General features: G+C 60.0%; 22 protein-coding genes. 8 read left to right on the top strand and 14 right to left on the bottom strand.

Annotation, left to right across the window (positions count from 1 at the left end; translation table 11 throughout):
* From BGE01nite_RS12160 to BGE01nite_RS12125, 8 genes are all read right to left on the bottom strand, one after another.
* On the bottom strand, positions 1 to 1440 hold the full coding sequence (locus tag BGE01nite_RS12160; RefSeq protein ID WP_146850734.1) for a sensor histidine kinase: 1440 nt from the start codon (positions 1438 to 1440) through the stop codon (positions 1 to 3).
* Complete coding sequence (locus BGE01nite_RS12155; protein ID WP_146850733.1) at positions 1437 to 2087, bottom strand: response regulator transcription factor; 651 nt, start codon at positions 2085 to 2087, stop codon at positions 1437 to 1439. Before BGE01nite_RS12155 ends, BGE01nite_RS12160 begins: the two co-directional genes overlap by 4 nt.
* 12 nt (positions 2088 to 2099) lie before the next feature.
* A complete protein-coding gene (locus BGE01nite_RS12150) occupies positions 2100 to 3308 on the bottom strand; it encodes an ABC transporter permease (RefSeq protein WP_146850815.1) in 1209 nt (402 codons plus the stop codon).
* Positions 3309 to 3310: 2 nt separating this feature from the next.
* A complete protein-coding gene (locus BGE01nite_RS12145; protein WP_146850732.1) occupies positions 3311 to 4036 on the bottom strand; it encodes an ABC transporter ATP-binding protein in 726 nt (241 codons plus the stop codon).
* On the bottom strand, positions 4033 to 5388 hold the full coding sequence (locus BGE01nite_RS12140) for an efflux RND transporter periplasmic adaptor subunit (protein WP_146850731.1): 1356 nt from the start codon (positions 5386 to 5388) through the stop codon (positions 4033 to 4035). Before BGE01nite_RS12140 ends, BGE01nite_RS12145 begins: the two co-directional genes overlap by 4 nt.
* 23 nt (positions 5389 to 5411) lie before the next feature.
* Positions 5412 to 6809 (bottom strand): efflux transporter outer membrane subunit, encoded by a 1398-nt coding sequence (locus BGE01nite_RS12135; RefSeq protein ID WP_146850730.1) that lies wholly within the window; start codon positions 6807 to 6809, stop codon positions 5412 to 5414.
* A gap of 131 nt (positions 6810 to 6940) precedes the next feature.
* Positions 6941 to 8161, bottom strand: a complete 1221-nt coding sequence (locus tag BGE01nite_RS12130) for a polysaccharide deacetylase family protein (RefSeq protein WP_146850729.1) — start codon at positions 8159 to 8161, stop codon at positions 6941 to 6943.
* Between the two features lie 80 nt (positions 8162 to 8241).
* Positions 8242 to 10116, bottom strand: a complete 1875-nt coding sequence (locus BGE01nite_RS12125; RefSeq protein ID WP_146850728.1) for a DUF1592 domain-containing protein — start codon at positions 10114 to 10116, stop codon at positions 8242 to 8244.
* 133 nt (positions 10117 to 10249) lie between these two features.
* Here BGE01nite_RS12125 and BGE01nite_RS12120 point away from each other — a divergent pair, with 133 nt between their 5' ends.
* Genes BGE01nite_RS12120 through BGE01nite_RS12110 form a run of 3 tightly spaced genes read left to right on the top strand, consistent with a single transcriptional unit; the run spans position 10250 to position 12397 of the window.
* Positions 10250 to 10828 carry an AraC family ligand binding domain-containing protein gene (locus tag BGE01nite_RS12120; protein WP_146850727.1) on the top strand — a complete coding sequence of 193 codons (579 nt, stop codon included), beginning with the start codon at positions 10250 to 10252 and terminating at the stop codon, positions 10826 to 10828.
* The gene (locus tag BGE01nite_RS12115; protein WP_218032975.1) at positions 10788 to 11120 is read left to right on the top strand and encodes a helix-turn-helix domain-containing protein; all 333 of its coding nucleotides are present in this window, start codon (positions 10788 to 10790) and stop codon (positions 11118 to 11120) included. Before BGE01nite_RS12120 ends, BGE01nite_RS12115 begins: the two co-directional genes overlap by 41 nt.
* A gap of 53 nt (positions 11121 to 11173) precedes the next feature.
* The gene (locus BGE01nite_RS12110) at positions 11174 to 12397 is read left to right on the top strand and encodes an MFS transporter (RefSeq protein WP_146850726.1); all 1224 of its coding nucleotides are present in this window, start codon (positions 11174 to 11176) and stop codon (positions 12395 to 12397) included.
* A gap of 1 nt (position 12398) precedes the next feature.
* On the opposite strand, the gene BGE01nite_RS12105 is transcribed toward BGE01nite_RS12110, so the two are convergent.
* Together BGE01nite_RS12105 and BGE01nite_RS12100 are read right to left on the bottom strand one after the other, a co-directional pair.
* The gene (locus BGE01nite_RS12105; protein ID WP_146850725.1) at positions 12399 to 12878 is read right to left on the bottom strand and encodes a DUF488 domain-containing protein; all 480 of its coding nucleotides are present in this window, start codon (positions 12876 to 12878) and stop codon (positions 12399 to 12401) included.
* A complete protein-coding gene (locus tag BGE01nite_RS12100) occupies positions 12875 to 13594 on the bottom strand; it encodes an HPP family protein (RefSeq protein ID WP_146850724.1) in 720 nt (239 codons plus the stop codon). Before BGE01nite_RS12100 ends, BGE01nite_RS12105 begins: the two co-directional genes overlap by 4 nt.
* 349 nt (positions 13595 to 13943) lie before the next feature.
* Here BGE01nite_RS12100 and BGE01nite_RS12095 point away from each other — a divergent pair, with 349 nt between their 5' ends.
* Positions 13944 to 14621 carry a DUF4198 domain-containing protein gene (locus BGE01nite_RS12095; protein WP_146850723.1) on the top strand — a complete coding sequence of 226 codons (678 nt, stop codon included), beginning with the start codon at positions 13944 to 13946 and terminating at the stop codon, positions 14619 to 14621.
* Between the two features lie 125 nt (positions 14622 to 14746).
* Positions 14747 to 16204 carry a 3-keto-disaccharide hydrolase gene (locus BGE01nite_RS12090; RefSeq protein ID WP_218032974.1) on the top strand — a complete coding sequence of 486 codons (1458 nt, stop codon included), beginning with the start codon at positions 14747 to 14749 and terminating at the stop codon, positions 16202 to 16204.
* 7 nt (positions 16205 to 16211) lie between these two features.
* On the opposite strand, the gene BGE01nite_RS12085 is transcribed toward BGE01nite_RS12090, so the two are convergent.
* From BGE01nite_RS12085 to BGE01nite_RS12070, 4 genes are read right to left on the bottom strand one after another with little or no spacing between them, the layout of a single operon-like run.
* Positions 16212 to 17453: a PhoPQ-activated protein PqaA family protein gene (locus tag BGE01nite_RS12085; protein WP_146850721.1), complete on the bottom strand. Its 1242-nt coding sequence runs from the start codon at positions 17451 to 17453 to the stop codon at positions 16212 to 16214.
* Between the two features lie 39 nt (positions 17454 to 17492).
* Complete coding sequence (locus BGE01nite_RS12080) at positions 17493 to 18674, bottom strand: molybdopterin-dependent oxidoreductase (RefSeq protein WP_146850720.1); 1182 nt, start codon at positions 18672 to 18674, stop codon at positions 17493 to 17495.
* A gap of 57 nt (positions 18675 to 18731) precedes the next feature.
* Positions 18732 to 20120: a sulfatase family protein gene (locus BGE01nite_RS12075; RefSeq protein WP_146850719.1), complete on the bottom strand. Its 1389-nt coding sequence runs from the start codon at positions 20118 to 20120 to the stop codon at positions 18732 to 18734.
* A 21-nt stretch (positions 20121 to 20141) separates the two neighbouring features.
* Positions 20142 to 21074 (bottom strand): prolyl oligopeptidase family serine peptidase, encoded by a 933-nt coding sequence (locus tag BGE01nite_RS12070; RefSeq protein ID WP_146850718.1) that lies wholly within the window; start codon positions 21072 to 21074, stop codon positions 20142 to 20144.
* A 174-nt stretch (positions 21075 to 21248) separates the two neighbouring features.
* Between BGE01nite_RS12070 and BGE01nite_RS12065 the strand changes: the two genes are divergently transcribed.
* The 3 genes from BGE01nite_RS12065 to BGE01nite_RS12055 all read left to right on the top strand — a co-directional run bounded on the left by BGE01nite_RS12065 (position 21249) and on the right by BGE01nite_RS12055 (position 26379).
* Positions 21249 to 21962, top strand: coding sequence for a LamG domain-containing protein (locus tag BGE01nite_RS12065; RefSeq protein WP_218032973.1), 714 nt, complete (start codon positions 21249 to 21251; stop codon positions 21960 to 21962).
* Positions 21963 to 22089: 127 nt separating this feature from the next.
* Positions 22090 to 23358: a DUF1552 domain-containing protein gene (locus tag BGE01nite_RS12060; protein WP_146850717.1), complete on the top strand. Its 1269-nt coding sequence runs from the start codon at positions 22090 to 22092 to the stop codon at positions 23356 to 23358.
* 558 nt (positions 23359 to 23916) lie between these two features.
* Positions 23917 to 26379, top strand: a complete 2463-nt coding sequence (locus tag BGE01nite_RS12055) for a DUF1592 domain-containing protein (RefSeq protein WP_343203739.1) — start codon at positions 23917 to 23919, stop codon at positions 26377 to 26379.
* The last annotated feature ends 26 nt before the right edge of the window (positions 26380 to 26405 follow it).

The following is a 26405-nucleotide window of genomic DNA, read 5'->3' as shown; positions in this document are numbered from 1 at the left end:
TTACGCAGGCAAACGCACCTCAAAGGAGGTCCCCTGACCATCCTTGCTGATCACACGGATGCTGCCGCCATGGTTGTCCACAATCGCCTTCGTAATCGCCAGCCCCAGCCCGGAGTGTCCGGAACTGCCCGTGCGCGCCTGATCGGCCCGGTAAAAGCGCTCAAAAATGTGCGGCTGATCCGCTTCGGCAATGCCCGGGCCATCATCACTCACGGTGAAGACCGCCTCGCCTCCGTCCGCGCAACTCGTCACAGTGACGTTCCCGCCATGCTGCAGCCCATTGCTGATGAGATTCGTGGCGAGTATGGAGATGGCCTCAGCATTGGCCTTGCAAGGAGCCGGGCCAAGCTTTGCCTCCAGTTGCCGATGCCGTTCATCCGCCAAAGGCTTCAAGTGGCTGACAACATCCCGCAGACAATCTGAGACGTCACAAACGCTGTTAGGCTCTTTTCTCGTCTGGCCATCCTGACGTGCCAGCAGCAGCAGTGACTCAATCAGTCGGCGCATGCGCTGGGCCGTCTCACCACAGGTCTGCAACGCCTCACGATATTCTTCTGCGGTGCGCTCGCGCTTCAGGAGGCGCTGAGTTTCGGAAATGAGGATGGTGACAGGTGTGCGCAGTTCATGCGAGGCATCGGCGGTAAACTGGCGCTGCCGCTCAAAGGCATCGTGCAGACGCTCAAAGGTCTGGTTCAGCACCTGGCTGAGCTGGCCGAGCTCGCTATCCGTCTCGGTAATGTTGATGCGCTCCTCGAGATTGCCTTCCGCAATGCGTGTGGCCGTTTCACTGATGGTGCGGATAGGCCGGATGGCTCTGCCGGACAGCCACCAGCCTCCGATGAGACCAAAGAGCCACACACCGAGCCCAATCAGCACATGCAGTGTGGCCATTCCATGCATCTCCTGAAGGTCCGGTGTGATGTCACGCCCCACCACCACCTTCAGGCCATGCGAGTTCGAGCGCGCTGTCTCACGCCGGTTTCCGATGCTGCGTGCCTCCTCGGTAAAATCACTGGCCGGGATGGGCAGGAAGCGCATGTCCTCCGGCGCGTTCTCGGACTGGAGGATGATCTTGTCGTCCTTGTCGCGGATGCTGAAGTAGGCGTAACCCGGCTCACGGCCATGGAACTGGGCCGCCGTGGTGGGCGGCACCTGCACCGGTTGAGTTGTGATGCGCTGCGAGAACTCGGAGAACTGCATGAACGGCCGGTCCTGGCGGTAGTCAGGCTTGCTCGGGTCCGTCTGAAACCCTTGCATCACATCCATCAGCGAGCGGATGAGCCCGCGCTCCATGCGACCGAGATCACGATCAATGCGCTGTGTCTGGCTCTCACGGGCGAAATGAAAGGTCGGCAGCGTGAAGCCCACCACCACCACGAGCAGCAGCAACCCATGCCAGATCTGCAATCGCCAGCGGAGAGATTGAAGGAAGTTCTTCATGCGATGCTGTAGCCGTGCCCCCGGCGTGTGGTGATGACATCCGCGCCCAGTTTCTTGCGCAGGTTCGAGACATGCACATCCAGCAGATTGGAGAGCGTGCTGTCCTCTTCATCGAAGAGATGCTCGTAGAGAGTGGTGCGGCTCACCACTTCACCACGATGCAGCGCCAGGTACTCCAGCAGCGCATATTCACGCGCAGTGAGCGCGATCTCGCCATCCGCGTTTGTCACCGTGCGGGCGGCCGTGTCGAGCTTGAGTCCGCTGATCTCCAGCACAGTATGGGTTTGTCCCGCAGCCCGACGGATGAGCGCGCGCAGCCTAGCCAAAAGTTCATCAATATCAAAAGGCTTGGTCAGATAGTCATCGGCGCCTGCATCCAGACCTTTGATGCGGTCTGGCACCGTGTCCCGCGCTGTGAGCATGAGCACAGGTGTCTTGCGCGCAGGGCGCAGCCTGGTCAGCACCTCCCAGCCGTTCATGCGTGGCAGCATCACATCCAGAACGATGGCGTCGTAGTCACCTTCCTTGGCCTTGTACAGGCCGTCCTCACCATCTTCCGCGGTGTCCACGGCATAGTTCTCCTCGCGCAGAGTGGCAGCCAGGCTGCGCAGCAGATGCGGATCATCTTCGATGACGAGGATTCTCATGATGGGAGGACGTTATTCGTGGCGCAGGGCCTCGATGGGATCAAGCCTCGCGGCGCGCCGTGCCGGGGCGAAGCCGAAGATCACACCCACCGCGGTGGAAAAGAAGAAGGCGATGATGTTGATGCGCGCATCAAATTGAAACGGCACCTGGATCAGGCCGGCCAGGCCAACACACAGCCCCAACGCGATCGCGATGCCGATGACACCCCCGATTGAGGACAGCGTGACTGCCTCCACCAGGAACTGCAGCAGCACCTCTCGCGAGCGCGCGCCGATGGCAAGACGAATGCCGATCTCACGCGTGCGCTCCGTCACGGACACCAGCATGATGTTCATGATGCCGATGCCACCGACCAGCAGGCTCACTCCAGCCACGGCGGCCAGCAGACTGGTCATCATCTTCGTGGAGGAGCTCAGTGTCTCGGCGAGCTGGCGTGTGTCACGCACGGAGAAGTTGTCAGCCTCATTCTTTCCCAGGGAGCGCCGCTGGCGCATCAGCACGTTGATGTCATCAATGATCACATCCGTGTCCGCCCCATCCTCCGCAGAGATCATGATCTCACGCACGTCATGGGCAGATGTCTTGCCCACCAGCCGCCGCTGCAGTGTGGTCAGCGGCACCACGATGGTGTCATCCTGGTCACCGCCAAAGGACTGGCCCTTGGACACAAGAATGCCAATGATGGTGCACGAGGCCTTGCCGAGGCGGATCTTCTGCCCCAGCGCCTCTTCATTGCCAAACAGCTCCTTTTTTGCTGTGGTGCCAATGACACACACCGCAGCACCTGTGCGGTAATCCTGTTCGTTGAAAAAGCGACCTTCACCGATGGACCACTTGCTGATCATGAAGTACTCTGGCGTCGTGCCGGTGATCTGCGTGCTGCGCGCGTTTTGCAGATGGATGCTGCTGAGGCTGGCGGACATTAGCGGTGCCACGGCGGCGATGCCGCTGATCTGCTCCCGAACGGCGTCAGCATCACCTTGAGTGAAGTTCGGTGTGCCGGCACTACGCGGGCCGAAGCCCACGCCTGGGCGCAACGTCATGAGGTTCGTGCCGAGGTTGGAGATCTGGTTTTTCACCGCCTGCGTGGTGCCCTGACCTAGCGTGACCATGGTGATGACCGCCGCCACGCCAATGATGATGCCCAGCACGGTGAGGAAAGCGCGCGTGAGATTCCGGCGGATCTCCCTCAGCGCGATGAAGAAGGCATTCCAAAGCATGTTCATGGTTGGAGAGGGGCAGGTTCGTGGTGGAGACGGTCGAATTCAATCAGCCCGTCCTTGACCCTCACTGTGCGGCGGGCATACGCAGCCACTTCATCCTCATGGGTGACCATGACGACGGTGATGCCACGGTCTTGATTAAGCCGTGTCAGCAGCTCCATGATCTCCGCCGTGGTGCTGGTGTCGAGATTGCCCGTCGGCTCATCCGCAAACAAGGTGCTCGGCTGCGTCACCACCGCCCGCGCGATGGCCACGCGCTGCTGCTGACCACCAGACAGTTCCGCCGGCGTGTTACGCATTTTGGTAGGCAGGCCCACGGAAACCAGTGCCTCTTCTGCGCGCTCACGCCGTTCCTTTTTGGAGATGCCACGGTAGAGCAGGGGCAGCTCCACATTCTCCAGCGCACTGGTGCGCGCCAGTAGGTTGAAGCCTTGGAAAATGAACCCCAGCGCATGACGACGCAGCAGTGATCGCTGCTCGGCATTCAGAGTCTCCACAGGCACGCCTTGGTAGAGATAGTGACCGGAGGTCGGCGTGTCCAGGCAGCCCAGCACATTCATCAGCGTGGACTTGCCAGAGCCGCTGGGCCCCATCACCGCCACGAACTCACCCTTGTTGATGGTGAGATCCACGCCGCGCAGAGCCTGGAAAGCAGCATCACCGTGCCCATACGTTTTGGTGAGCTCGTGCAGCGTGATCAGTGATGGGTCAGCTTCGGCGCTCATGACTTGGGTGTGTTACTGCTGGCCCGAACAATGACAGGCGTGCCTTCACTCAGCCCCTCTCCAGTCACCTCAGTGAGGCGACCATCCGAGATGCCCAGCTTCACTGGCATGGCCACAGGTTGCCCGTTGCGCAGGATCCAGACTTGGGACCGGCCGGACTTGGCTTTGTCGCTGCCCTTGTCATGATCGGCCGCATCACCACGCGGGCCGCCGCTGCCACCACGGCGCGGCGGGCCTGGCATGAGGCTTTGCACAAAAGACTTCTTCTCACCTCCAGCTCCGCCAGGAGGACCTCCGCGTGGAGCTTCAGACGCCGCATGGGGATCGAAGCGCAAAGCAGAAACAGGCACCAGCAGCACATCATGACCCTCGGCCACATGAATGTCTGCCGTGGCGGTCATGCCGGGACGCAGGCTGAGATCGGGATTGGCCACTTCCAGCTCCGTCTCATAGGTGACCACATTGTCCGTGATGGCCGAGCCAAAAGAAACGCGAGTCACCTTCGCCGAGTAGGACCGGTCAGGCCATGCATCCACCGTGAAGCTGGCCTTTTGCTCGGCGGCCACACGTCCGATGTCCGCTTCCGCCACGGCGACCTTGAGCTTCATGTGCTCCAGGTTTTCGGCGATCACAAAAAGCTCGGGCGAGTTAAAGCTCGCGGCCACGGTTTGTCCCGGCTCCAGGCTGCGCTTCAGCACCACGCCATCAATCGGGGAGCGCAGCACCGCACGCTCTTGATCACTCATGTTGGCCTCTAGGGAAGCCTTCGCCTGCTCCACCGCTGCCTGCGCGCTGCCGAGGTCTGCCTTGGCACGTGCGGCAGCCGCAGTGGCTGTGACCATATCCGCTTTGGAGGGTGTCCTGCCACCGCTGAGTTTGTGCAGCTCCTGCTGGCGCTCCAGCGCGGCTTCACTCTCGATCACGGTGGCTTCCACCTGCTTCACCTTCGCCTGCGCCGCATTCAGCGCCGCGCGGCTGTTGTCGGTATCTTGATCAAGACGACGAATGATGATCTTCGCCAGCTCCTGGCCCTTCTTTACACGGTCATTGATGTCCACGTACACCTCGCCCGCATTGCCCGAGAGCATGCTGCCAATGGTGACCTCCGTGGTGGGCTCCAGATTGCCCGTGGCGGTCACGGTGAGCTTGATTTCGCCACGCTTCACGGGCTCAGTGGTGTAGGTGAAGGGAGCGATCTCAGTCTCGTGCGACTTGCTCCAGGCATAGTAGCCAGTTCCCGCAAGAGCGCCGATCACCAGGAGCCAGATGATCCAGCGAGAGCCGGAGCTTGATTTATTGGCACTGATGATCTTGCTGAGCTCAGCGGGGGAAGGGGATGAAAGCTTGTCCATGGAAAAGGGAGGTCAAAGGTGAATCAGCCGTTCTTGGACCAGCCGCCGCCGAGTGAGCGATAAAGCTGCACATGCGCGGTCGCGTTGTCGCCGAGCGTGAGTGTCTGCTGCTCCTCCAGGCTGAGCAGCGTGCGTTGTGTATCCAGCACCTGCAGCAGATCGGCCTGGCCCGCTTCAAAGCTTTGTGATGCCAGCTTCGCGGCCTCACGTGCCGAGGTCACCGCACCATCCAGCGTGTTTAAGCGCTCCTGCGTGCGGCGAACCGCAGCGAGCGCATTCTCCACCTCGGACAAAGCGGTGAGCACCGTGGATTCATAGCTGATGAGCGCCTGTTTTTCCTGAGCGCTTTGAATGAGGATGGTTTGCTTGATGCGGCCCGCATTGAAGATCGGCGCGGAAAGGCTTCCGAGCACACTCGCGGCCGCTGTCTCAGGCGAAAGGAAGGCAGCGGCCCGTGAAGCTGTGGTGCCCAGGTCACCATTCAGTTTCAAGCTGGGAAGCTGCTCGCGTTCCGCAGATTTGGTTCGGGCAGCGGCAGCTTCCACACCACGCTCAGCAGCGCGCACATCGGGCCGCTGACGCAGGGTGTCCGCAGGGATGCCGATAGCCAGGGTGGATGGCGGGCGGGGCACACTGCGTGCTTTGCCTAACAATGAGTCCAGCGCGCCAGGTGTCTTGCCAGACAGCAGGGCCAGCCGGTTCTTCGTCTGGGTGATGGAGAGCTTGAGCGTCGGGATGGTGGCACGTGCCTGCTCCAAAGTGCTCGCAGCCTGCTGTGTTTCGAAGCCGTTGCCTTCACCGGCCTGCTGCTTCCAGCGGGTGATCTGCACCGTGTCACTGCGCGTGGCGACATTGCGCTCATACACCGCGAGCTGGGCTTCCGCGGCACGGAGATCGATGTAGCTCTCTGCCACAGAAGCGGCCAGCGTCACCTGCGCTCCATAGAAGTTCTCTTCAGCTTGTGCGAGATCAGCAGAACTCGCACGCACGCTCTGGCGGAGCTTGCCGAAGAGGTCGATCTCCCAGCTCAAGCTGAGAGCGCTGCTGTAGCTATCTGTCTTGGTCAAGCCAGTCTGCCGGTTGTCAGTGTAGGCACCCTGGCCGGAGACATCGCCGGAAAGTGTGGGAAATAGAGCGGAGCGCGCCACGCCCTTGCGTGCGCGTGCTTCATCAATGCGCGCCAGGGTCGTGCGCACATCAGGGCTGGACTGCAGCGCATCTGCGATGATTCGGTTTAGCACCGGATCGTTGAAGCGCGTCCACCATTGCGCGAGGCGCGCTGTGTCCAGCGACACTGCGGAGGATCCGCTCTTCTGCTGCCATGAGTTGGGCACGGCGACCTCGCTTTGCGGGCGCTTGGTCCAGGTGCAGGAAGTAAGCAGCAGCGCTGTGGCCAGTGCAGGCAGGCTCAGGAGATGCATGGGCTTCATAAAAAGGCGGGTCGGTGGCCCGATCCCGCCCGCAGAATGCCCGGCCAACCTTTAGCCAAGGTGAAGAGCCGAAGAAAATCTCCAAAAATCTGCGGAAACATGCCCGCAGAGTCATCCCACGCTTACAGTTTGATCTCCCCCGGAGCTTCCAGAGACAGAGGCTTGCTCGTGTCCATCGGCTTCGGTGCAGGCTTCGGCGGTGGAACTGGCTGCGGTGGCGCAGCAGGAGTCGCTGGCGCTGCTGCGGCGGCCATCGCGGCAATAGCTTGCGGTGGCAGTTTAGGAGAGTTCGGAAGGGCAGGGGCCTGCTTCTCCAGATCCAGGAGCTGGCTCACCGTGAGAAACTGGAAACCACGGGCCTTCAAATCTGCGATCGTCGTGGGCATCGCATCCACCGTGGTTTCATGAATGTCATGGCAGAGAATGATGGAGCCGATGCGGGTCTGCTCCAGCACACGATCATGAACCTTCTTGGACGTGCGAGGGTGCTGCCAGTCGAGAGGATCCACGTCCCACAAGATGGCGAGATAGCCGAACTTATCGTGGATGAATTTGCGCTGGCTAATGCGAGTCGCGCCATAAGGCGGACGATACAGAGTCGGAGTGACGCCGCAGGCCTTGATGATGGCGTCATGCGTGCGTTGCATCTGGGAGTCGAGGCTCTGGTCACCCAATGAAGTCAGCAGCGGATGCGACCAGCTATGACTGGCGATTTCATGGCCTTCATCCACCATGCGTTTCACTACATTTGGATAGGCGTTCACGCAGCGGCCCACGAGGAAGAAGGTCACCTTGATGTTTTCCTTTTTCAGGATGTCCAGCAGCTTTGGCGTGAAGTCCGGATGCGGCCCGTCGTCAAAGGTCAGCGCGATGGCTGGCGGCTGGAGCTCACAGCGGGTGAAGACAATCTTGCCCTCTTTGGGTTGCACCGGCGGCGCGGTCGGCGGGACCAGTGGCATCATTTCCGGCACAGCCACGGCTTTGACCACGGTCTCTCCATCCTTGGGCTCATCCTCAGGATCAGTCGCAGCAGCACCTGGAGCTGGAACTGTCATGGGAGCCTGGGCTGGAGCGGGTGTGACAACTGGCGCAGCAGGCGCTGGTGTAGTTGTGGGAGCGGAAGCAGATGCAGGCGCAGGCGGTGCCGGAGTTGTCGCCGGAGCAGAGGCTGGCGCTGGTGCAACTGCGGTGGCTGGAGCACTTGTCGGAGCTGGCGCGGCGGGCGAGACGATAGCCTTGCGCACTTCCAGGTCCGGCACGGCCGGGGTCGCAGGGGCTTCCTGCGCAGCGCTGATGAGCGCGGTCAATGACCAGCCAAAAGAAATGAGAAGTGCCAGACGCATGAAGAGGTTTTAGGGGAAGGTCAAACTGACTCTTTTCCCCCGAAAAGCAACCTGCACGATGGTGGCACTTTGCCCGATTCTCAAAGGCGAGACCTGAAGGGCGCGCTCTTCACGATGGCGATGATAAGCGGCTCACTGTGGTAGTCGCTGTCGCGCAGGGTTTTCTCCAGGCGCAGCAGGGTGGGTTGATCATGCAGCTCGACCGTGCGCCCCGTGGCATAGCCCAGGAGACGGGTGCAGAAGGAGCGGACGAAGAGATTCTTGTCTTCCATCAACAAGCGACGGAACTCCGCAGGCGTGGCGAAGTTCTTTCCTCCCGGCATGGTGCCAGTCGCATCCAGAGGCTTGCCATTCTCCGTGTCCCGCCATTTACCGATCGGATCAAAGTTTTCCAAAGCGAAGCCCGGCGGATCCAGCCGGACGTGGCAGCCAGCGCAGGCAGGCTTGTCGCGGTGTGCTTCCAGCCTCTTGCGCAGCGTGGTCTCCTTCAGCGTGCGGTCATCTTCGGGGAGCTGGCCCACATTCGGTGGTGGCGGGGGCGGCGGCGTGCCGAGCAACTGCTCCAGGATCCATTTGCCGCGCAGCACGGGACTCGTGCGCTGCGGATAGGAGGTGCTGGCCAAAATGGCCGCCATGCTGGTGATGCCGCCGCGCCGTGGGTTGTTAAACTTCACCAGGCGCATCTCCTTGCCCTTCACATCAGGGACTTCATACACCTTCGCGAGCTGCTCATTGAGGAAGCTGTAGTCACTGTCGAGGAAGTCGAGCACGCGGCCATTGCGTCGCAGAAGGTGATCGGAAAAACTAAAAATCTCGTCATACATCGCCTGGCGCAGGTCGCCGTTGAAGTCGGGGAACTTGCGGCGGTCCGGGTCCACGGTGTTGAAGACCTCTTCAAAGCGCAGCCACTGACCGGCGAAGTTCTTGGTGAAGGCCAGAGCCTTCTCATGCGCGAGCATGCGCCGCACCTGCGCCTCCAGCACAGCATCGTCCTGCAGCTTGTTTTCATTGGCGAGCTTCAACAGCTCATCATCCGGCATGGAAGACCAGAGAAGGTAGGACAGGCGTGATGCCATCTCGTGCGAATCCAGCCTGCGCGGTTCCTTGGCATGCGCACGGGCCTGCTCTTCGATGAACAAAAATTTCGGTGAGACCAGCGAAGCCTTGAACATGACCTTCATGGCCTCGTCCCAGTTCGGCTTGCGCTTCCACGCATCGCGAAACACATTCAAAAGTGCCTGCACATCCGCTTCCGCAGGTGTGCGCCGATACGCCCTCGCTAGATACGGACGCAGCGCCAGCTCCGCGCCCACGTCAGGTGCCAGCTTGTCACTAGTCACCGGTGCCAGCAGGCGTGCCCATAGATCACCCCGCTCACGAACTTCGGTGATGGCCTCATCCGCGGCTTCGAGATACTTCTCAATGAGCAACGGCGAGAGGCTCAGCGTGTCCGCATTATTGGCAAAGCCTTCACCACCCGCACCATCCGCTGGAAACTTGTCCCCGGGCTTCTTGGAGATGCCGAGCAAGTCACGCAATGTATTGTTATACTCCTCTCGGTTCATTCGGCGTGAGCGTGCCAGCCCGGGGCGGGACTCATTCATCTCCAGCACAGCTTGCTCATTGCTCTGGATCCAGCGCAGAAATACATCTCGTTGGGCCTGTTCGAGTGGCTGCTTGGCTTTCGGCGGCATGGTGCCGGCGCGGATCTGCTCGCGCACCTTGCCCCAAAGACGGATGTCATGCCGCGCCTCGCCAGGCTTGCGCAGGAACTCGAAATCGATGTCGCCCTTCTTCATCTCGCCATCATGGCAGTCCATGCAGCGCTGCTCGATCAGGGGCAGCAAGTCCTTGTCCATGGCCTGGTTCACCGCATCCACCGCAGCGCCGATGGCAGCGGAGGAGACGAGGGCGAGAGATGAAATGAGGGAGCGTGGCGAAACAGACAACAGCATTGGGGGGAGGCAGTCATACGCAGCCAATCGGCTGATGCCATCACGGATCAATCAGGACTCTGCCGCCGGTTGACGAGCCTGCGCACCCTGGCAACGTGCTGTGATGAACCGCGGCACGATCCCTCAATTTGGCATGACCAAGGCCGGATCTGCGGAGCTTCGCCAGCAGGGAGTCGGCGTGGTGCCGTTCATGCATTCGGTCGTGGTGGATCCGCAGCGTCTGAAGCCGCACTACCATGAGTTCTTCCAGGTCTTCCTGCTTCAGGGCAGGGCGCAGGTGATGCATGACTTCGTGGAGTTCACGGCTGAAGGTTCCACCGTTGTCTTCCTCAGTCCTGGGCAGGTTCACACAGCTCTGCCCCAGCGGGGCATGCGCGGCACCACGGTGTCCTTCACCCAGGCGTTCTTTGATCATCACTCCGCGCCACCGAGCCTGCTGTTTGAGTTTCCCTTTTTCTTTCCCGCCGAGGTTCGTCCCTGGTTGAGCATTCCGCCGAAGGATCCTTTCCGCATCATTGAAACCTTCGCGGAGCTGCAGCGGGAGTTTGATGCGGCGCAGCCTGGCGCGGATGAGATCCTGCGTGCGCTGTTGCATATCCTGCTGGTGCGGTCGAACCGGCTCTTTGCAAAAGGTGAACCCGCCGAAGGAAGCCTCGCGCGCGGTGCAGTTGATGCGGCAGTTTCATCTCGCGGTGGAGCAGCGCTTTCGTGAGATGCAAAGCGTGGGCGACTACGCGAAGCTGCTCGGTGTCACCACGAATCATCTGCATGATGTCGTGCGCGAGCAATCTGGCCAGGCTGCGGGCGAAATCATACGCTTGCGGAGACTGCTGGATGCCAAGCGACTGCTCTCGCATTCCGACCTGAGTGTTTCCGAGGTCGGCTATCATCTCGGGTTCCAGGATCCCTCTTATTTCTCACGCTTCTTCAGGCGTTCGATGGAAGTCACGCCTGCGGAGTTCAGACAGCAAATCCGAGAAAAATACCATTCAAAGTGCGGTTAGTGCCACCCATCGGATTTGAGAGATGGGAGCCCTGCATGGACCAAGGTCGGACCATGAAAACAGCCCTGGCCGAGGAGATCACCCCGGCACCCAACCCACCTGTCGAGCAGACCGCTTTCGCGGTTTTGTTCATGATCAGTTTCTCGCACATGCTGAATGACACCATCCAGGCGCTCATTCCATCTTTGTATCCTTTGTTCAAAGAGAACCAGGGGCTGAGCTTCACCCAGCTCGGACTGATCACCTTTGCCTTTCAGTGCACGGCCTCGCTGCTGCAGCCTATCGTCGGCTGGGTCACGGACAAGAAGCCGATGCCGTATTCTCTGGCCATCGGCATGGGCCTCACGCTGGTGGGACTGCTGCTGCTCTCCCAAGCGCATTCATTTACGACCATCATGTTCTCGGCCGCGATGGTGGGCATGGGCTCGGCCATCTTCCATCCGGAAGCTTCGCGCATCGCTCACATGGCGGCGGGACGTCGTCGCGGCTTCGCGCAGTCGCTGTTTCAAGTCGGCGGTAATGCGGGAAGCTCGCTGGGCCCCTTGCTGGCCGCGATCATGATCGTTCCGCATGGGCAGGGCCAGGTCGCGTGGTTTTCGCTGCTGGCCGCCATGGGAATGTTCGTGCTCTGGCACGTGGGCGCCTGGCAGTGGAAGAACCTGCACCTGATCCAGAAGCGCAAGACGGCGGCACACGCAGGAGTCGAGCTGCCGCGCCGGACGGTTGTTATCTCGCTGGTCATCCTCATCGCGCTGACCTTCTCCAAGTACGTGTATTTGGTTAGCCTGACGAGTTACTACACCTTCTATCTCATCGAGCGCTTCGGCGTCTCCGTGCAGGCATCACAGCTCTATCTGTTCGCCTTCCTCTTCGCAGTCGCCGCAGGGACGATCCTGGGCGGACCCATCGGAGACCGCATTGGCCGCAAGCGCGTGATCTGGGCTTCCATCCTGGGTGTGGCACCTTTCACACTGTGGCTGCCGCATGCGAACCTCGTCACCACGGTGGCGCTGACCATCGTCATCGGTCTGATCCTGGCCTCGGCCTTCTCAGCCATCCTGGTGTATGCGCAGGAGTTGATGCCTGGAAAGGTCGGCCTCGTCGCGGGTCTGTTCTTCGGTATTGCCTTTGGCATTGCCGGCATCGGTGCCGCCGTGCTGGGCAAGATCGCGGATCACACCGGCATCGTCGCTGTCTTCCACGGCTGCGCCTACCTGCCGCTGATCGGCCTGCTCACCGTCTTCCTGCCTAACATTGAAGGTGGCAAGGTGAAGTGACCTAGTGAGCTAAGTCGTCCATCACGCCTCCCAGTTCCGCCAGATAGCATGGTGGGCTGGCGAAGGCGGCGGTGGTGAACTTTGATGATGGCGTCAGAGACTCCCGGCTGGCCAGAATCATCGGCAGGAGAAGGGAGCGATGGCAGTGGGATTCATCCTCGCAGAAGCAGCCGATGCTAAAGGGTATGGTCAGAGAAAAAGTGGCCAGCAGATCAATCACCTGCCGGCATTCCGGCCGCTTCATCTCCGCGCGATAGCGGCGTGCAAACACTGACCAGATGATCTTCTCGTCGCGATACGACTTCAGAAGCTCCGCTGAGGGCGAGAGCAGCGGCAGCCAGAGATCAAAGTAACCACGCTTCTTCCAGTCTCCCTTGCTCACACCACGCGGCACATGCCGGGTGACACCGATGCGCAGCCCTTCGCCTTCCACGCGATCCGTGGCGTAGCGATAGGTGCCGGGCGGTGGGCAGGTTTTCATGTTCGGACTTTGACGGGAGCCATGGACGTTTTGGGACTCACTCCATGATGAGAAAGAACGTCCACCAGACGCAAAAGGTCCTCCTCGCTGATGTCCACAAAGGTGTCGATGGAGCGAATCGCGGCGATCACTTCCTCATGCGTGGGATCATCCTTGGTTGGCACATGGACGGGCGAACGGCTGAGGATGGCGGGATAGCGGCGCCAGTGGAAGAAACTGTTGATGAGCACCGCCAGCAGCACCATGCCGATGGCATTGGACAGCACCGGGAACAACACGAACGAGAAGCCGAGATCACGGATCGCCGCGCCACCCATGACCGCCGTGAAGGCCGTGGCACCTCCTGGCGGATGAATGCATTTGAACTGATGCATGGCTCCAATGGCCAGGCCCACGGCGCAGGCTGCGGCGAGCAGTGGATTCGAAATCCACTGGGCACAGGCCACACCGATCAACGCGGAGATGGTATGTCCGCCGATGACCGGCCAGGGCTGTGAGAGCGGACCATGCGGAACCGCATAAAGCAGCACCGCACTGGCACCCATGGAAGCCACGACGGCCACGGTAACGGAGCCATGAAAAGGTGCGATGGCGAGGGTCGAAAAGAACAGTACCAGGATGGCGAGACCGCCACCCAGGGTGGCGACGATCTTTTCAGTGCGGCTGACCTCGATGAGTTCGATACCGAGGACTTTGCGCAGTTGGGGCAGGGGCATGTTGTGGCTGGGAAAACGGGAGGCGGGCTCACATAAAGGCATACTCGGAGCCGATTGTTGCAAACGATGAGGACGTTTCATCATGTTGAGTGAATCAATCAATCGGCAGCATGGAAAAGGGGTGACTCAAGGTTCGGCTGGCCAGATGGCCAGGGAAAAATCCCCGCCGCAAGGCACCGACAGTTTCTGACAAACGACCGCATGAGCCCGGCATTCGTTATGTGTATGAGTTTGGCCCTTCGCCGCCACTGCCCTGGTCTGACCCCGCCTCGCCAAGGGGCTGCTCACACAGCTTAGAGGAGAGATGGGATCACATCGCGAGCTGCCACATCTGAACTTCAATCATCTCATGAAACGCACCTTCCTAGCCCTGGCCCTTCTTGCCACCACCTCCATCACCGCTTCGGCCCACTCCCTGTGGATCGAGGCCCTGCCAGACAATGCTGGCGTCGGGGTCCGCTTCGCCCAGTGGGGAGACGAGTATGAGGTCTCCCCGGGCAACCTCGATGCCTTTATCGAAGTCTCCGGCTGGGTGCTCGATGAAAAGAATGAGCCGGTGTCGTTCGAGGTCGCCAAGAAGCACGACCACTTCTTCCTCGGCAAGCCCGCCGCAGGCCAGACCGTCTTTGCCCAGGCCCAGTTCACCGTGCGCCAGTTGCACAAGGACAAGCCCGCCCGTGCGCCTCTCTTCTACACCCGCTTCATCCCTGAAGGCTGGGCTGAAGGCAAACCTGCGCTGACCATGGACGTGGTGCCGACCGCGAAGCCAGGTGAAGCCCGAGTGTACTTCCGCGGCAAGCCTCTGCCAAACGCCGACATGCTGTTCTTCTCCCCGACGGTGAGTGATGAGAAACTGAAGACCGATGCTGAAGGCATCGTCCGCGCTCCAGACATCTCCAAGCCCGGCGCCTATCTCCTCGCCATCGCCCGCTATTCGGAAGAGCTTCCGGGCTACTTCCGCGGCGTGCCGTACGGCGTCACCAGCCACAGCGCCTCGCTGTACTGGACTGTGAAGAAGGCGAACTGAGATCTGTTGAGCCGCTTGCTCATTTCAAAGGCAGGATTGATCCGTGCCGGAGCGTTTTGAAAACCATGACCTGGTTTCCAACCAACCTCCGAAACACGCTTCTCTCCTGCCTATTTTGTGTCTCCATGGCAGCCCCGGCTGTTGAGCCCGGCTTTGAATCCATCTTTGATGGCAAGACGCTCGATGGCTGGAAGAATGGTGGGAACTGGGAGGTCGTGAATGGCGAGATCGCCCGCGTGAAGAAGGGCGGATCGCTGGTGTACTCGAAAGCAAAAATGCCGGATGACTTCGAGCTGCGCTTTGACTGGAAGGTGGCCAAGGGCTGCAACAGCGGTGTGTATTACCGCCCCGGCCAGTATGAGTATCAACTGCTCGACAACGCCAACAGTCCCTACGGCGAGAATCCACGGCAGAGCGCCGCCTCGCTGTTCTTCGGCGTGGCCCCAACCAAAGATGTGGTCAAACCCTTCGGTGAGTGGAACGAAGGCCGCATCGTCTGCAAAGGCACCGTCATCCAGCACTGGCTGAATGGCGAGAAGGTGATTGATTTTGATTACACCGACCCACGCTACAAAACCGAGATTGAGCTGCTGCGTGTTCGTGGGGCGGATCTGTCCAAGCGCGGCGCGAACATCTCGCTCCAGGATCATGGGGCTGATGTGTGGTTCCGAAACTTGCGCTGGCGGAAGATCCCGGCGGACGAAAAGCTTGTCAGCGAAAACCTCACACCAATGCCCGTTCCCGAGGCTGCTTTGAAAAAGGAACAGGAGCGCGTGCAACAACTCTTGAAAGGCAGAAAGAAGCCTGAAGCCGCACCGAAGGAGGAAGAGCACAAAACTCCCAAACATACCAAGACCTCAGGCGGTTGGAAGCATGAAGAGCTGCGCCGTTTCAAGATCAAGGAGGCTCATCAAGGCGTGGCTGTGGATGGCGAGTTCTTCTATGCCATCACGAACGAAGCCATCGGCAAATACCGAAAGGACAATGGCGAGCGCGTGGGCGGCTGGCAGGATGCCAAGGACGGCCGCATCAAGCACTTGAACGCAGGCGTTGTGCTGAACGGCAAGCTCTACTGCGCGCATTCCAACTTCCCCACCGTGCCCATGGAGAGCAGCGTGGAGGTCTGGGACACGAAGTCGATGCAGCACCTCAAAACCATTGACGTCACGAAGGTCGGTGGCTCGCTAACCTGGGTGGACCAGCGCGATGGCGCGTGGTTCGCCTGCTTCGCGCAGTATGCGAAGACGGGCAATCCAGCGGACACACGCGTGGTGAGCTTTGATGCTCACTGGCAGAAGCAGCAGGCCTGGAGCTTTCCACCGGATCTCATCGCCCAGTTTGGCAAGAACAGCAGCTCAGGCGGCAGCTTTGGCCCGGGAAATAATCTCTTCATCACCGGGCACGACGCGCAGGAACTCTATGTGCTGGAGGTGCCAGGAAAGGAAGTATCCATCACCTGGACCGCCGCCATCCCCATCAGCGCTCACGGTCAGGCATTCGCCTGGGATCGTAGCGAGGAAGGCATGCTTTACTCCATCGACCGCAAGACGGACGAAGTGATCGTTTCACGCATCAAGCGTTGAGCTTCGTTTATCGGAGAAACACCTCCGTGGTCACCATGGCATCACGCTCATCCGTGATGCTGATGTACCACGTGTTCGCCTCCGCAGGCGGTATGGGTGCGGTGACGGTGTTGGCATGGATGGTGGCTGGAAGTGATTTCCATGCACGTTTGGAGCGCAGGCCTGTGTCCGTGGTGTAGTGTAGCTCGGCCTTCTTGAGGGTCGTGGTGGCTTGGCAGCTCAGCTTGATGGAGTCACCCTTGATCGCAGGCTCGCCAGGAAAAGGCAGAGGCGCGCCGTCACGGCACTTGGAGTCGATAAACAGCCCGATCTCCTTGGGTGCCCAGCCGGGCGGATGACCGTGGGGCATGTTCACCTCGATGCGCATCTGCTTCTCGCCAGGGACGACGTTGAAGGACTTCATGTAGCTGTCGAGCACATAGTGCACATCGTTCGTGCCGTTCACAAAGAAGATCGGCACACGGCAGCGTGGCAGCAGACTGCCCGGATCATACTCCTTCACCCATTCCGCCTTGCGGTCACCGAGCTTGTCGATGCTTGGCTTCTGCACGGACTCACCCTCATGCAGGAAGCCGCAGCCATAGACGGGCACGGCGGCTTTGAATCGATCATCCAATGACGCCACAAGACAGGTCGTGTAACCACCCCAGCTGATGCCCGTGACGGCGGTATGATCCGGATCCACCTCGGGAAAACTGCGCAACAAATTATGCGCTCGAATCACACCCGCGGCTGCATGGAATGGCCAGTCATCGCTGGTGTCCCCACCGATAGAATCAAATTTCTCGCCAGCACCTTGCCCAGGTCCAGCATTCGGCAGAGGCGTGCGAAATTTGGCATCGGATTGGTGACCGACCGGGGCCTTGGTCTTTTCGTCATAAACCGGATCAGGCGGACGCATGCCGCCCAGATCCATGGCAATCGCCGCATAACCGCGCTTCGCCCACAGATGCGCCCACTCCACAAAGGCCGTGCCGCCGCCGCCATGAATCAACACCACACCAGGGAACTTCGTGCCAGGCTTCGCCTCACCCAGGGTGATGGGCGAGGCATAAAAGGCAAAGACCTCGGTATCATGCCCTTTGTATTTCTCTCCCGCATAGGTCAGCGAATGCACAGGCTGCGTTTGCTGCACCCACTTCATGCTGGGCACGGTGCTCTTGAGCGCATCGAGATCCCAGGGGCCGACTTTCTCGGCCATGAGCGGACTGCTGATGAGGGTAAATGCAAAGAGAAGGGAAAACTTCATGGAGCAGCATTCAACGCCACTCGAAGGCCGTTCTTCAAGTCACTTCACTTCGAATCGGCGCACCTGAATCCCATTCTTCCCGCTTTTCTGAATCGAGCGCGGCTCCGGCTGCGCAAAGCCATTCAGGTCCACTGTGCGTGCCCGCACCTCATACTTGCCGGGTCTCAATCCGCTCAGCGTGGTGGAGAAACCGACCATGCTGTAGCGCAGTGGCCAGGATAGAGGTTTGCCGCTGCTGCGGTCAAAGCCCAGGATGTCACGCGGGCTCACACCTGCGGGCAGCACGCTCCGCCAGTCGGGCGGTTGATCCAGCTCGCTGCGCTTCCATTCGGCAGCGGCCCAAGCGGGATCATTATCGGCCAGCTCAGGTCCTGCCGGCCGCAACCAGGTCTCGACATGGGACAAGCCCGAAAGCCCGCTGATGGCCAGACCACTCACCCGTGCATCCTTGCCACTGACCGCCACATCATCCAGATAGGCGGCGGTTTTCAGATGCGATTCGGGATCGTTGTTCTTCTCCGCGTAGGTGTCGTTGGTTTGATAATCGTTGGTTAGCCGGATCTGCTGCAGCCACTTGATGGATTTGAACCCATGCGCCCAGGGAACCACCATCCTCACTGGGCCGCCGCGCTCCAGGCTGATCGGCTCGCCATTGAGCTTGTAAGCCAGGAACACAGGCAGCTCGCCCGGAGCTGTCTCCATGACCTGGGTGTAGCTCAGCGAGGACTGAAAGCGCTGCTTCGGATCCTCATTGTGAAAGCCCCAGAAGTAGATGCGCCGCACATTTGTCATGTCTCCACAGAGTCGCAGCACATCCCGCAGCGGCACTCCCTCCCACAAGCCCTGGCCAAGCGGTGTGGCGATGTTCAGGCACTGCATGGCCTTGAGAAACATGACGCGATGCTTCTTGCCGAGTTCCAGCAGGGCAGGGTAGTCGAGCGTGACCGCTTTCCCGATCTGCGCCTTCTGCGTCACGATGGCGTTGGTGGCTTCATCCGCCTGGATCTCGAGCTTCCAGGTCTCTGGCGTGAGACCTGCACGGACCAGCGCATCTCCGGTCAGGGTGTGCGGCTTTGGATTGCCTCGCGATACATCTTCAAAGTCAGCCGCAGACGTCAAAAACGAGCGTGTGGCAGGGGCGGGCTTCGCGTGGCTCGTGCCCAGGGCCGCGAGGCTGCCGATGCCGAGTTTGACGGCCTGTCTGCGGGTGAGATCGCTCATGCTGGCATCACGTCGTCAGTTGGATCGGTCTATCCTACTTTTTGTTCGGGTGGCGCATCACTTCTTCTTGCCTTTACCCTTCGCTTTATCGCCAAGCAGGGTGAATTCATCCGTGAGCAGCAGCGGCTTGGCGAAGCTCTGGCGGGTATCGCCGGTGGATTTCATCCAGTCTTCCAGACTTTGGCGCATGCTTTGAAGCTGGCTCTCCTGTTGAGGCTCGGCGGCCAGATTGTTCAGCTCAAAAGGATCCGCGTCGAGATCATAGAGTTCCTCGGCAGGACGCTGACGATAGCGATTCACGATCTTCGCCGCCTTCTCATCCGTTTTCGCGCGCTCCTCCCAGGAGCGGATATAGGCCAGGCTGTCCTCCTTGCCCGAACGATCAATGTGACTGGTGAAACGATACTCCGGATGCAGGTTGAGGATGTATTTCCAGCGTGAGGTGCGCATGGAACGGCTGGGATACACATTCATCTCACCATCGTTGCTATGCGTGGTGAAGATGGCATCACGATGCGTCATGCTCTTGCCCTCAAGCACAGGCAGGAGGGAGCGGCCATCCACGTCCTGCGGTGCCGTGCCTCCACCGACCTCGACGAGCGTGGGTAGAATGTCGATCCACTGCACCAAAGCCTGCGTGCGAGTGCCTGCGGCCACGTGACCCTGCCACTGCACGATGAGCGGCACGCGTGTGCCCTCATCGTAGAGGTTCCATTTGCCGAAGGGCAACTGCGCGCCGTGATCAGAGGTCTGCAGGTAAAAGGTGTTCTCGGTGCCGAGCTGCTTCAGCGCGGCCTCATAGACCGCGCCGATCTCCTCATCCATCTTCAGCACCGCATTGATGTAGCGCGCGCGATACCGGCGAAACTCCGGTGTGTCGATGTGCATGGGCTGGATGCTCACCTTCGCCGGATCCACGTTTTCAGGCTCCGGCAGAGGCACATGCGGCCAGTTGGTGCCGAAGAAAAGAGCGAGCGGTTTGTCGCTCTTCCTCGTGGCCAGAAACTCCGCTGCTGCGGCCACGCCTTTGTGGTCGTGATAACCAAAATTCTCCGCGCGATCAAAGCCCTGGTCCGTGACATGCGCATAGTGACTGACCTTGCCAAAGCTCACCACTTCATACCCGAGCTCTTTGAGATAGGCCGGCAGTCGTTTGATGTCCGCATGCGGCTTTGCATGATTCGATTCAGCCCCATTTCGTGCCGGATACTGGCCGGTGAAAAGCGCCGCACGACTCGGCGCGCAGCTCGGGCTGTTCACAAAGGCTTTCTCAAACACCATGCCCGCCGCCGCCATGCGGTCCAGATGCGGGGTCGGGATGTCATTCGCCCCATACACACTCATGTCCGCTGCGCTGTGGTCATCCGCCAGCAACACCACAAGGTTCGGTTTGGCCGCGAAGAGTGCAGTGCCAAGCGCGCAGAGAAAGAGAATAAAATATTTCATCAATGGTTAGGTGGGCGAGGTTCAGGGTTTGATCTTCTTTTGAACGAACAACCATTCCCACAGCTCGGCTGTTTGATAAGCAGGTTCCCAGCTTCCATGACCGACACCGGGGAACTCCGTGTACTTGGGCTCCGGCTTCACTTCCGCCTTCTTGAGCGCGGCGATCATGTCACGCGAGCCAGAGACGGGCACGGTCTTGTCATCGGCACCGTGGAAGGCCCAGATGGGCACGCCATTCATTTTCGGTGCATCACTGGGTTCCCAGATGCCACACACTGGCACGGCCGCGGCAAATTTGTCCGCATGACTGGCGATGATACCCCACGACCCGATGCCACCCATGGACTGGCCGGTGATGTAGAGGCGCGTGCGGTCCGCTTTCGTCTCAGTGATCACTGCCTCCAGCGCCTCCATCAGCTCAGGCATCACGGGCCGCGCATCTGAGTAGCGGAAGGTGCTGGCCACCCAGCGCGTGCTTTTGCCATCGCAAGCCGGGGCCATGACGATGCATGCATGCTTCTGCTGCATCTCCGGGGCTGCGAGCACATTCGCCGCCGTCGTGTTGCCTCCGGCTCCATGCAGGCAAAGCACCAGCGGTAAAGGCGTTTCGGACTTTTCAGGGACAAACAAACTATAACGAATGGTGTGGCCGTTGCTGCCTTTGAACTCGCGCACGGTAAAGGCGGCATTGGCACCACCGGGCCGGGCCTGCGGAGTGCCCTTGCCACGCGCCTTGCTTTGCAGGGCTGCGATCTCCTGGGCATCGAGCAGGCCATCACCATTCGCATCCTGGCCTGCGGCACGCTGCCAGAACTGCTCACCCAGCTCTTCCTTCGAGAGCTTGCCGTCCTTGTTGCTATCCTTGGATATCAGGCGGTCGTTCTTGCCGGGCTTCTCCTGCGCGAAACCAAAGGCTGCCGCGAGGACCAAGGCGAGGGTGAGGCATGTTTTCATGGTGGAGACGATGAGCAAACGTGTGACGACGCATTAACGCGGGGCCGGTGGGCGCATTGCAGTGACTGAGCACTTCGAGCTATTCCGAATGCACCGGATGAAGGGCGAAAGGCAGAAGCCTTCTCCGCGTTCATGCACGCCGTCTATACCCGTCCACCCCAACCGCACTGCCTCATGAAACGCCTTTCGCTTCTTCTCTCCGCTTTGGTTTTCTCGTCGATCATGGCTGCCGATGACCTCGGCGAATTGATCTTCCAGGACCACTTTGACCGCAACGAGTCCCAGGAGACCACGGATGAGCCTGGCAGCGGCTGGGGCACCAACAGCAAGACCCGGGCGAAGGGCAACAAGCAGGTGGACCTGAAGGATGGCACAATGCGCATTTTCATTCACAAGGAAGCCAATCACGCCGTCTCCGTGACACACCCGGCTGAGTTCACCGATGGCGCGGTGGGCCTGCGCTTCATGCTGGAAGATGGGCAGGACAGCCTCGGTCTGGATTTCGCCGACCTGGACTTCAAGGAAGTCCACGCCGGGCATCTCTTCGTCGCCAGGATCAGCACGAAGGCAGTGCAGCTTTCAGACCTGAAGACCGGTGGCATGCGGCTGGACATCAGCGAGGCCCGCAAGGCAAAGCAGAAGCTCACCGCTGAGCAGCAGGCGGCGATGAAGGACAAAAGTAAATCTTTCCCGCATGAGCTGGAGGTCGGTAAATGGCATGACCTCATCGTGAAAGTCTCGGGTGACACCCTCTCTGCCACGATTGACGGCCAGCTGGTCGGCAGCTTTAGCTCTCCCGGCATCGCCCATCCGACCAAGCGCACGCTCCGTCTCTCCGTGCCGCGCAATGTGGTGGTGGATGATGTGAAGATCTGGCGGAAGAAGTGAGGTGAAGCAGTGGTTGGGGTAGTGTTCAATTCAAATGAACAGTTATGGCGGTGGGCGCAAGGCCTCTTTTGGCCGGCTCTCTGCTGCAATAAATCCGGCTTTTTTGCGTACTAATCGGCTACCCCCCATGAACCGTCGTTTCTTCCTTCAATCTCTCGGTGCCTCGCTGGCACTGCCAGGACTGCCCTCCCTCATGGCCAAGACCGTGGGTGGAAACTCCGCCATTGGGGCAGGGAAGGGCGCAGGCATGGGAGCCCGCCGTTTCGTGGCGGTCGGGAACCTCCTCGGCTACCAGACGAAGCAGCTTTTCCCCACTACGGTTGGTAAGAACTATGAGAAGACCGCGCTCCTCGAGCCGATCTGGGACAATCGCAGCCAGATGACCGTTTTCCGTGGCCTGGACCACGGCGTGAAGGGCGGCCACTTCGCGGTGCATTCCTTCCTTTCCGGCGTGCTGAACTCCGAGGCGCAGAACCGCGCGGATGGCAATGTCACGATCGACCAGTATCTGGCGGATGCCGTGGGTTTTGAAACTCGCTTCCCGTCTCTCACCGTCGGCTCCGAAGGTGGCATCCATGGTGGCTGCCAGATCGCCTGGACAAAGTCCGGCGTGCGTGTGCCACCGGTGACGAATCCCGCCGAACTCTTCGACAAGCTTTTCACCAGCGACTCCAAGGAGCGCCAGGCCCGCCGCGTGCAGGAAAACAAGGTCCAGGCTTCCATCCTCGACTCCGTGCTCGATGAGGCAAACCGCCTCTCCAAGATGGTGAACTACGAGGACAAGAGCAAGCTCGATGAGTACCTCACCTCTGTCCGTGATGTGGAGAAGCGTCTGGAACTGCGCGAGCGCTGGACCACCCAGCCAAAACCGAAGGCTCCTTTTGAGAAGCCGGCCAATCACAACGCCGTGGAGGATCTGCCGCTGCTGTATGAGCTGATCGCGCTGGCTCTGCAGACGGACAGCACACGCATCGCCACGCTGGAAATCGGCGGCGACTTCATGCCGCAGCATCTTGGCATCAAGAAAGACTGGCATGGTCTCTCGCACCACGGCAACGACCCCGAGTCCGTTGCCAGCCTCATCACGCTGGAGAAGTATCAGATCGAGCACTTCGGCAAATTCATCACCCGTCTCTCCAAGATCAGCGATGGCGAGCGCTCGCTGCTCGACTCCACGACCGCGATCTTTGGCAGCGGCATGGGCGATGGTAATTCGCACAAGAACTCTGACCTGCCCATCATTCTCGCCGGTGGTGGTTATAAGCACGGCGAGTTCCGCCAGGTGGCCAACCAGGGCATCAACAAAGTGCCGCTGTGCAATCTCTTCGTCGATATCGCCCAGAAGATGGGCGTGGAGACCGACTCCTTCGGCAGCAGCACGGGACGTTTTGCGTGACGGCGTAGAATGTCGGCGGCCATGCCGGTTCGCTGACTAACCCGGATAACTACTTTGAAGCGACGCAGCTTAGCCCTTGGCCTGTTGACTGTCCTCCTGCTGTGGAAGGCCATTAGGACGGATTGGGTGGTTTCCGCGCCCTATTGGTTTGGTGATTCCACAAAGACCAGCGCATCCGGTGGCGATCATACGACCTACGACATCTATCCTCCGGTCTCCCCGCTGTGGAGTCCTCCGAAGCCTGGAGATGTCGAGGTTGGCAGCTCCAGTTGGGAATCGCTCTATCCAGGCGGGGGAGCGTGGGGCATCACAGGCAAGCCCGTTCTCAGGCCAAGCTGGATGCTCATAGGCATCAAGGTTTTTGGCAGCTTCATTTTGCTTTATCCACTGCTTGTCTTAGCGCGGCGACATCCTGCCATCGCAAGCCGCCAGACATGATCATGAGTCCGCAGGATGCTATGGCTTTACACTCCATTTTCACCGCCGACCCAAAACTAACGCCCATACGCCACATCGCGTTCGACCTTGAGCTCTAAACCTTACTTTTCTCATTTCCTCATCACGTCAGCGATCTTTACGGCTTCGTTTGCTTTCGGCGTCGATGCACCACCCCAGGTCGTGCAGCAGTTCCTCGGCAAGTACTGCCTGGAGTGCCATGACGCGGACACTCAGAAGGGCGACCGCGCATTTGATAAGTTCGTACTGCCATTGAAGGCCGTGCCTGACCTCATCGAGGCCAAGGATATCATCGACCAGATCACGCTGAAGGAGATGCCTCCGAAGAAGGCGGACCAGCCCACGGAAGAAGAGCGTCTCGCCGTGCTCCGTGCACTCCGTGAGGCCACGGTGGCCGCTCGCGGGCTGATCGAGAGCACTGGATCACGCACGGTGATGCGCCGCCTCTCCAGCCGTGAGTATGAGAACACGCTTGCCACACTTTTTGGTCGGCGCGTGGACACGCTCGGCCTCACGGCAGACTTCCCGAAGGAAAAGACGGCTCAGCACATGGACACCATTGGTCGTTCGCTGGTGACCTCGGGCTTCCTGGTGGATCAGTACTTCCAGTCCGCGAACCGTCTTGTGGAGACACGTCTAGGCAAGCCTGCGACGCAGCCGAAGAGCTGGCACTTCAACAGCCACTTCATTCAATACGAAGAACTCAGCGGCTCGCACAAGTCTGCCTTCAATTACCGCTACCTCAATCTCTACGAGCAGCCGAACACGGACACGCGTCAGGGCGGCTACGGCCACATCGAGGACTTCAAGCAGGGCGTGCCTGTCTCCGGTCTCTATGACCTCGAGGTCGAGGCCACAGCGATGCATCGTGACACGCACTACGATCCGGCAATCTTCGGCATCGATTTCTCCGAGCCGTTCATTCTCGGCGTGGTGCCAGGGGACGTGACGAAGGGACACATCCATTATCCGCAGGCCATCGAGCCGCTGCTCGCCAGCACCGTCGTGCCGGACAACACACCCACGACCTTCAAGTTCCGCGTCTGGCTTGAAGCCGGGCAGACACCACGCTTCATCTTCCCGAACGGCCCGTTTGAATCCCGTGCCTCCGTGGTCACGATCAACAAGCGCTACAAGGATGAGTTCAAGGCAGATGTGGGTTCCTCAGGCGTTGGCCGCGCGCATATCCTGCTGGAGGGCAAGCTCCCGCACATCCGCATCAGTGACATCAAGATCAACGGCCCCGTAGCTGAAGAGAGCGGCAGTGTTGAGGAAGTGGCCGTCTTTGGCAAAGGTGGCTTCAAGGAAGATCGCGCTGTCGAGCAGCTCGATGCTTTCGCTGAGAAAGCTTATCGCCGTCCGCTGACGGATGCCGATAAAGCACCCATCCGTGCGCTCTATGAGAAGCGCATCGCAGAGAAGATCGCGCCGCGCCAGGCCGCTTTGGATGCGCTGAAGCTCATCCTTTGCTCGCCGTCCTTCCTCTATCTCAGCGAGATCACGACTGACCCGGTGAAAGATCTGAAGCCCTACGACCTCGCCACGCGCCTCTCTTTCGCCCTCTGGGCCGAGCCGCCTGATGCCGCTCTGCTCGCTGCCGCGAAGTCTGGCAAGCTCACGCAGGATGCCGAGCTGAAGAAGCAGGTGCAGCGCATGATCGCGGATGACCGCATCAGTGGTTTCGTGAATGGCTTCCTGGATAGTTGGTTAAACCTTCGTGACCTCGGTGGGATGCCGCCGCCGCGTGAGACCTTCCGCTACTACTATGCGGAGGATCTGCCAGCCTCGATGAGGGCTGAGGTGCGCATGTTCTTTGGCGACATGCTGAAGGGCAATGGCTCCGTCGCCCAGTTCATCGACAGCGACTACACCTTCGTGGACAAGAAGCTCGCGAAACTCTATGACCTGCCGGAGCAGAAGACCCTGCGTCTCGCCGACGGGTTTAAGAAGGTGAGCATCAAGGGCAATGAGCATCGCGGCGGTCTGCTCGGCATGGCCGGAGTGCTCACCGTGAGCGCGAATGGTGTGGAGACATCTCCGGTGACCCGTGGTGTGTGGGTTAGCGAGAACATGCTCGGCATCCAGCCTCCTCCTCCGCCTGATGTGGTTCCGGCCATCGATGCGGATGTCAGCGGTGCCACCACGATTCGTGACCGTCTCGCGAAGCATCGTGCCGACAACGCCTGCGCTGAGTGCCATCGCAAGATCGACCCGCTTGGCTTCAGTCTTGAGTCCTTTGATCCCGTGGGGCGCTGGCGCAAAAGCTACCCGCAGGGCAAGAATAACAAGAAGCCCGCGCCCCTGGTAGATGCCTCCGGCGAGTTCCCATCGGGCGAGACCTATCAGGACTTCGCCAGCTTCAAAAAGATCATTCGCGAGACGCGTGAGGACCTTGTCACCAAGCATCTCATTCGCCAGCTCCTAACCTACACCACCGGCCGTCTCATGGAGCCCTCGGACGATTTCGTCATCGACGAACTCCACGAAGCCCTGAAGAAAAAAGGCCTCGGCCTCAACACCCTGGTCGAGCAGTGCCTGATGAGTGAGATCTTCCGGTCGAGGTGAGGTTTGTTAAGTCTTCACTTTCGATC

Origin of the sequence: Prosthecobacter gellanilyticus (assembly GCF_007992435.1) — a bacterium.
Taxonomy (GTDB): Bacteria; Verrucomicrobiota; Verrucomicrobiia; order Verrucomicrobiales; family Verrucomicrobiaceae; genus Prosthecobacter; species Prosthecobacter gellanilyticus.
Note: the sequence above shows the minus strand (reverse complement) of the source record. Positions and strands in the feature narration are given on the sequence as shown.

What these genes read in the sequence shown, in the direction of transcription:
- BGE01nite_RS12120 (WP_146850727.1), top strand. Translation starts at nt 10,250, where the DNA reads ATGACCAAGGCCGGATCTGCGGAGCTTCGCCAGCAGGGAGTCGGCGTG.
- BGE01nite_RS12150 (WP_146850815.1), bottom strand. Translation starts at nt 3,308, where the DNA reads ATGCTTTGGAATGCCTTCTTCATCGCGCTGAGGGAGATCCGCCGGAAT.
- BGE01nite_RS12155 (WP_146850733.1), bottom strand. Translation starts at nt 2,087, where the DNA reads ATGAGAATCCTCGTCATCGAAGATGATCCGCATCTGCTGCGCAGCCTG.
- BGE01nite_RS12145 (WP_146850732.1), bottom strand. Translation starts at nt 4,036, where the DNA reads ATGAGCGCCGAAGCTGACCCATCACTGATCACGCTGCACGAGCTCACC.
- BGE01nite_RS12140 (WP_146850731.1), bottom strand. Translation starts at nt 5,388, where the DNA reads ATGGACAAGCTTTCATCCCCTTCCCCCGCTGAGCTCAGCAAGATCATC.
- BGE01nite_RS12130 (WP_146850729.1), bottom strand. Translation starts at nt 8,161, where the DNA reads ATGCGTCTGGCACTTCTCATTTCTTTTGGCTGGTCATTGACCGCGCTC.
- BGE01nite_RS12060 (WP_146850717.1), top strand. Translation starts at nt 22,090, where the DNA reads ATGAACCGTCGTTTCTTCCTTCAATCTCTCGGTGCCTCGCTGGCACTG.
- BGE01nite_RS12105 (WP_146850725.1), bottom strand. Translation starts at nt 12,878, where the DNA reads ATGAAAACCTGCCCACCGCCCGGCACCTATCGCTACGCCACGGATCGC.
- BGE01nite_RS12115 (WP_218032975.1), top strand. Translation starts at nt 10,788, where the DNA reads ATGCGGCAGTTTCATCTCGCGGTGGAGCAGCGCTTTCGTGAGATGCAA.
- BGE01nite_RS12100 (WP_146850724.1), bottom strand. Translation starts at nt 13,594, where the DNA reads ATGCCCCTGCCCCAACTGCGCAAAGTCCTCGGTATCGAACTCATCGAG.
- BGE01nite_RS12110 (WP_146850726.1), top strand. Translation starts at nt 11,174, where the DNA reads ATGAAAACAGCCCTGGCCGAGGAGATCACCCCGGCACCCAACCCACCT.
- BGE01nite_RS12135 (WP_146850730.1), bottom strand. Translation starts at nt 6,809, where the DNA reads ATGCATCTCCTGAGCCTGCCTGCACTGGCCACAGCGCTGCTGCTTACT.
- BGE01nite_RS12090 (WP_218032974.1), top strand. Translation starts at nt 14,747, where the DNA reads ATGGCAGCCCCGGCTGTTGAGCCCGGCTTTGAATCCATCTTTGATGGC.
- BGE01nite_RS12070 (WP_146850718.1), bottom strand. Translation starts at nt 21,074, where the DNA reads ATGAAAACATGCCTCACCCTCGCCTTGGTCCTCGCGGCAGCCTTTGGT.
- BGE01nite_RS12065 (WP_218032973.1), top strand. Translation starts at nt 21,249, where the DNA reads ATGAAACGCCTTTCGCTTCTTCTCTCCGCTTTGGTTTTCTCGTCGATC.
- BGE01nite_RS12095 (WP_146850723.1), top strand. Translation starts at nt 13,944, where the DNA reads ATGAAACGCACCTTCCTAGCCCTGGCCCTTCTTGCCACCACCTCCATC.
- BGE01nite_RS12160 (WP_146850734.1), bottom strand. Translation starts at nt 1,440, where the DNA reads ATGAAGAACTTCCTTCAATCTCTCCGCTGGCGATTGCAGATCTGGCAT.
- BGE01nite_RS12075 (WP_146850719.1), bottom strand. Translation starts at nt 20,120, where the DNA reads ATGAAATATTTTATTCTCTTTCTCTGCGCGCTTGGCACTGCACTCTTC.
- BGE01nite_RS12085 (WP_146850721.1), bottom strand. Translation starts at nt 17,453, where the DNA reads ATGAAGTTTTCCCTTCTCTTTGCATTTACCCTCATCAGCAGTCCGCTC.
- BGE01nite_RS12125 (WP_146850728.1), bottom strand. Translation starts at nt 10,116, where the DNA reads ATGCTGTTGTCTGTTTCGCCACGCTCCCTCATTTCATCTCTCGCCCTC.
- BGE01nite_RS12080 (WP_146850720.1), bottom strand. Translation starts at nt 18,674, where the DNA reads ATGAGCGATCTCACCCGCAGACAGGCCGTCAAACTCGGCATCGGCAGC.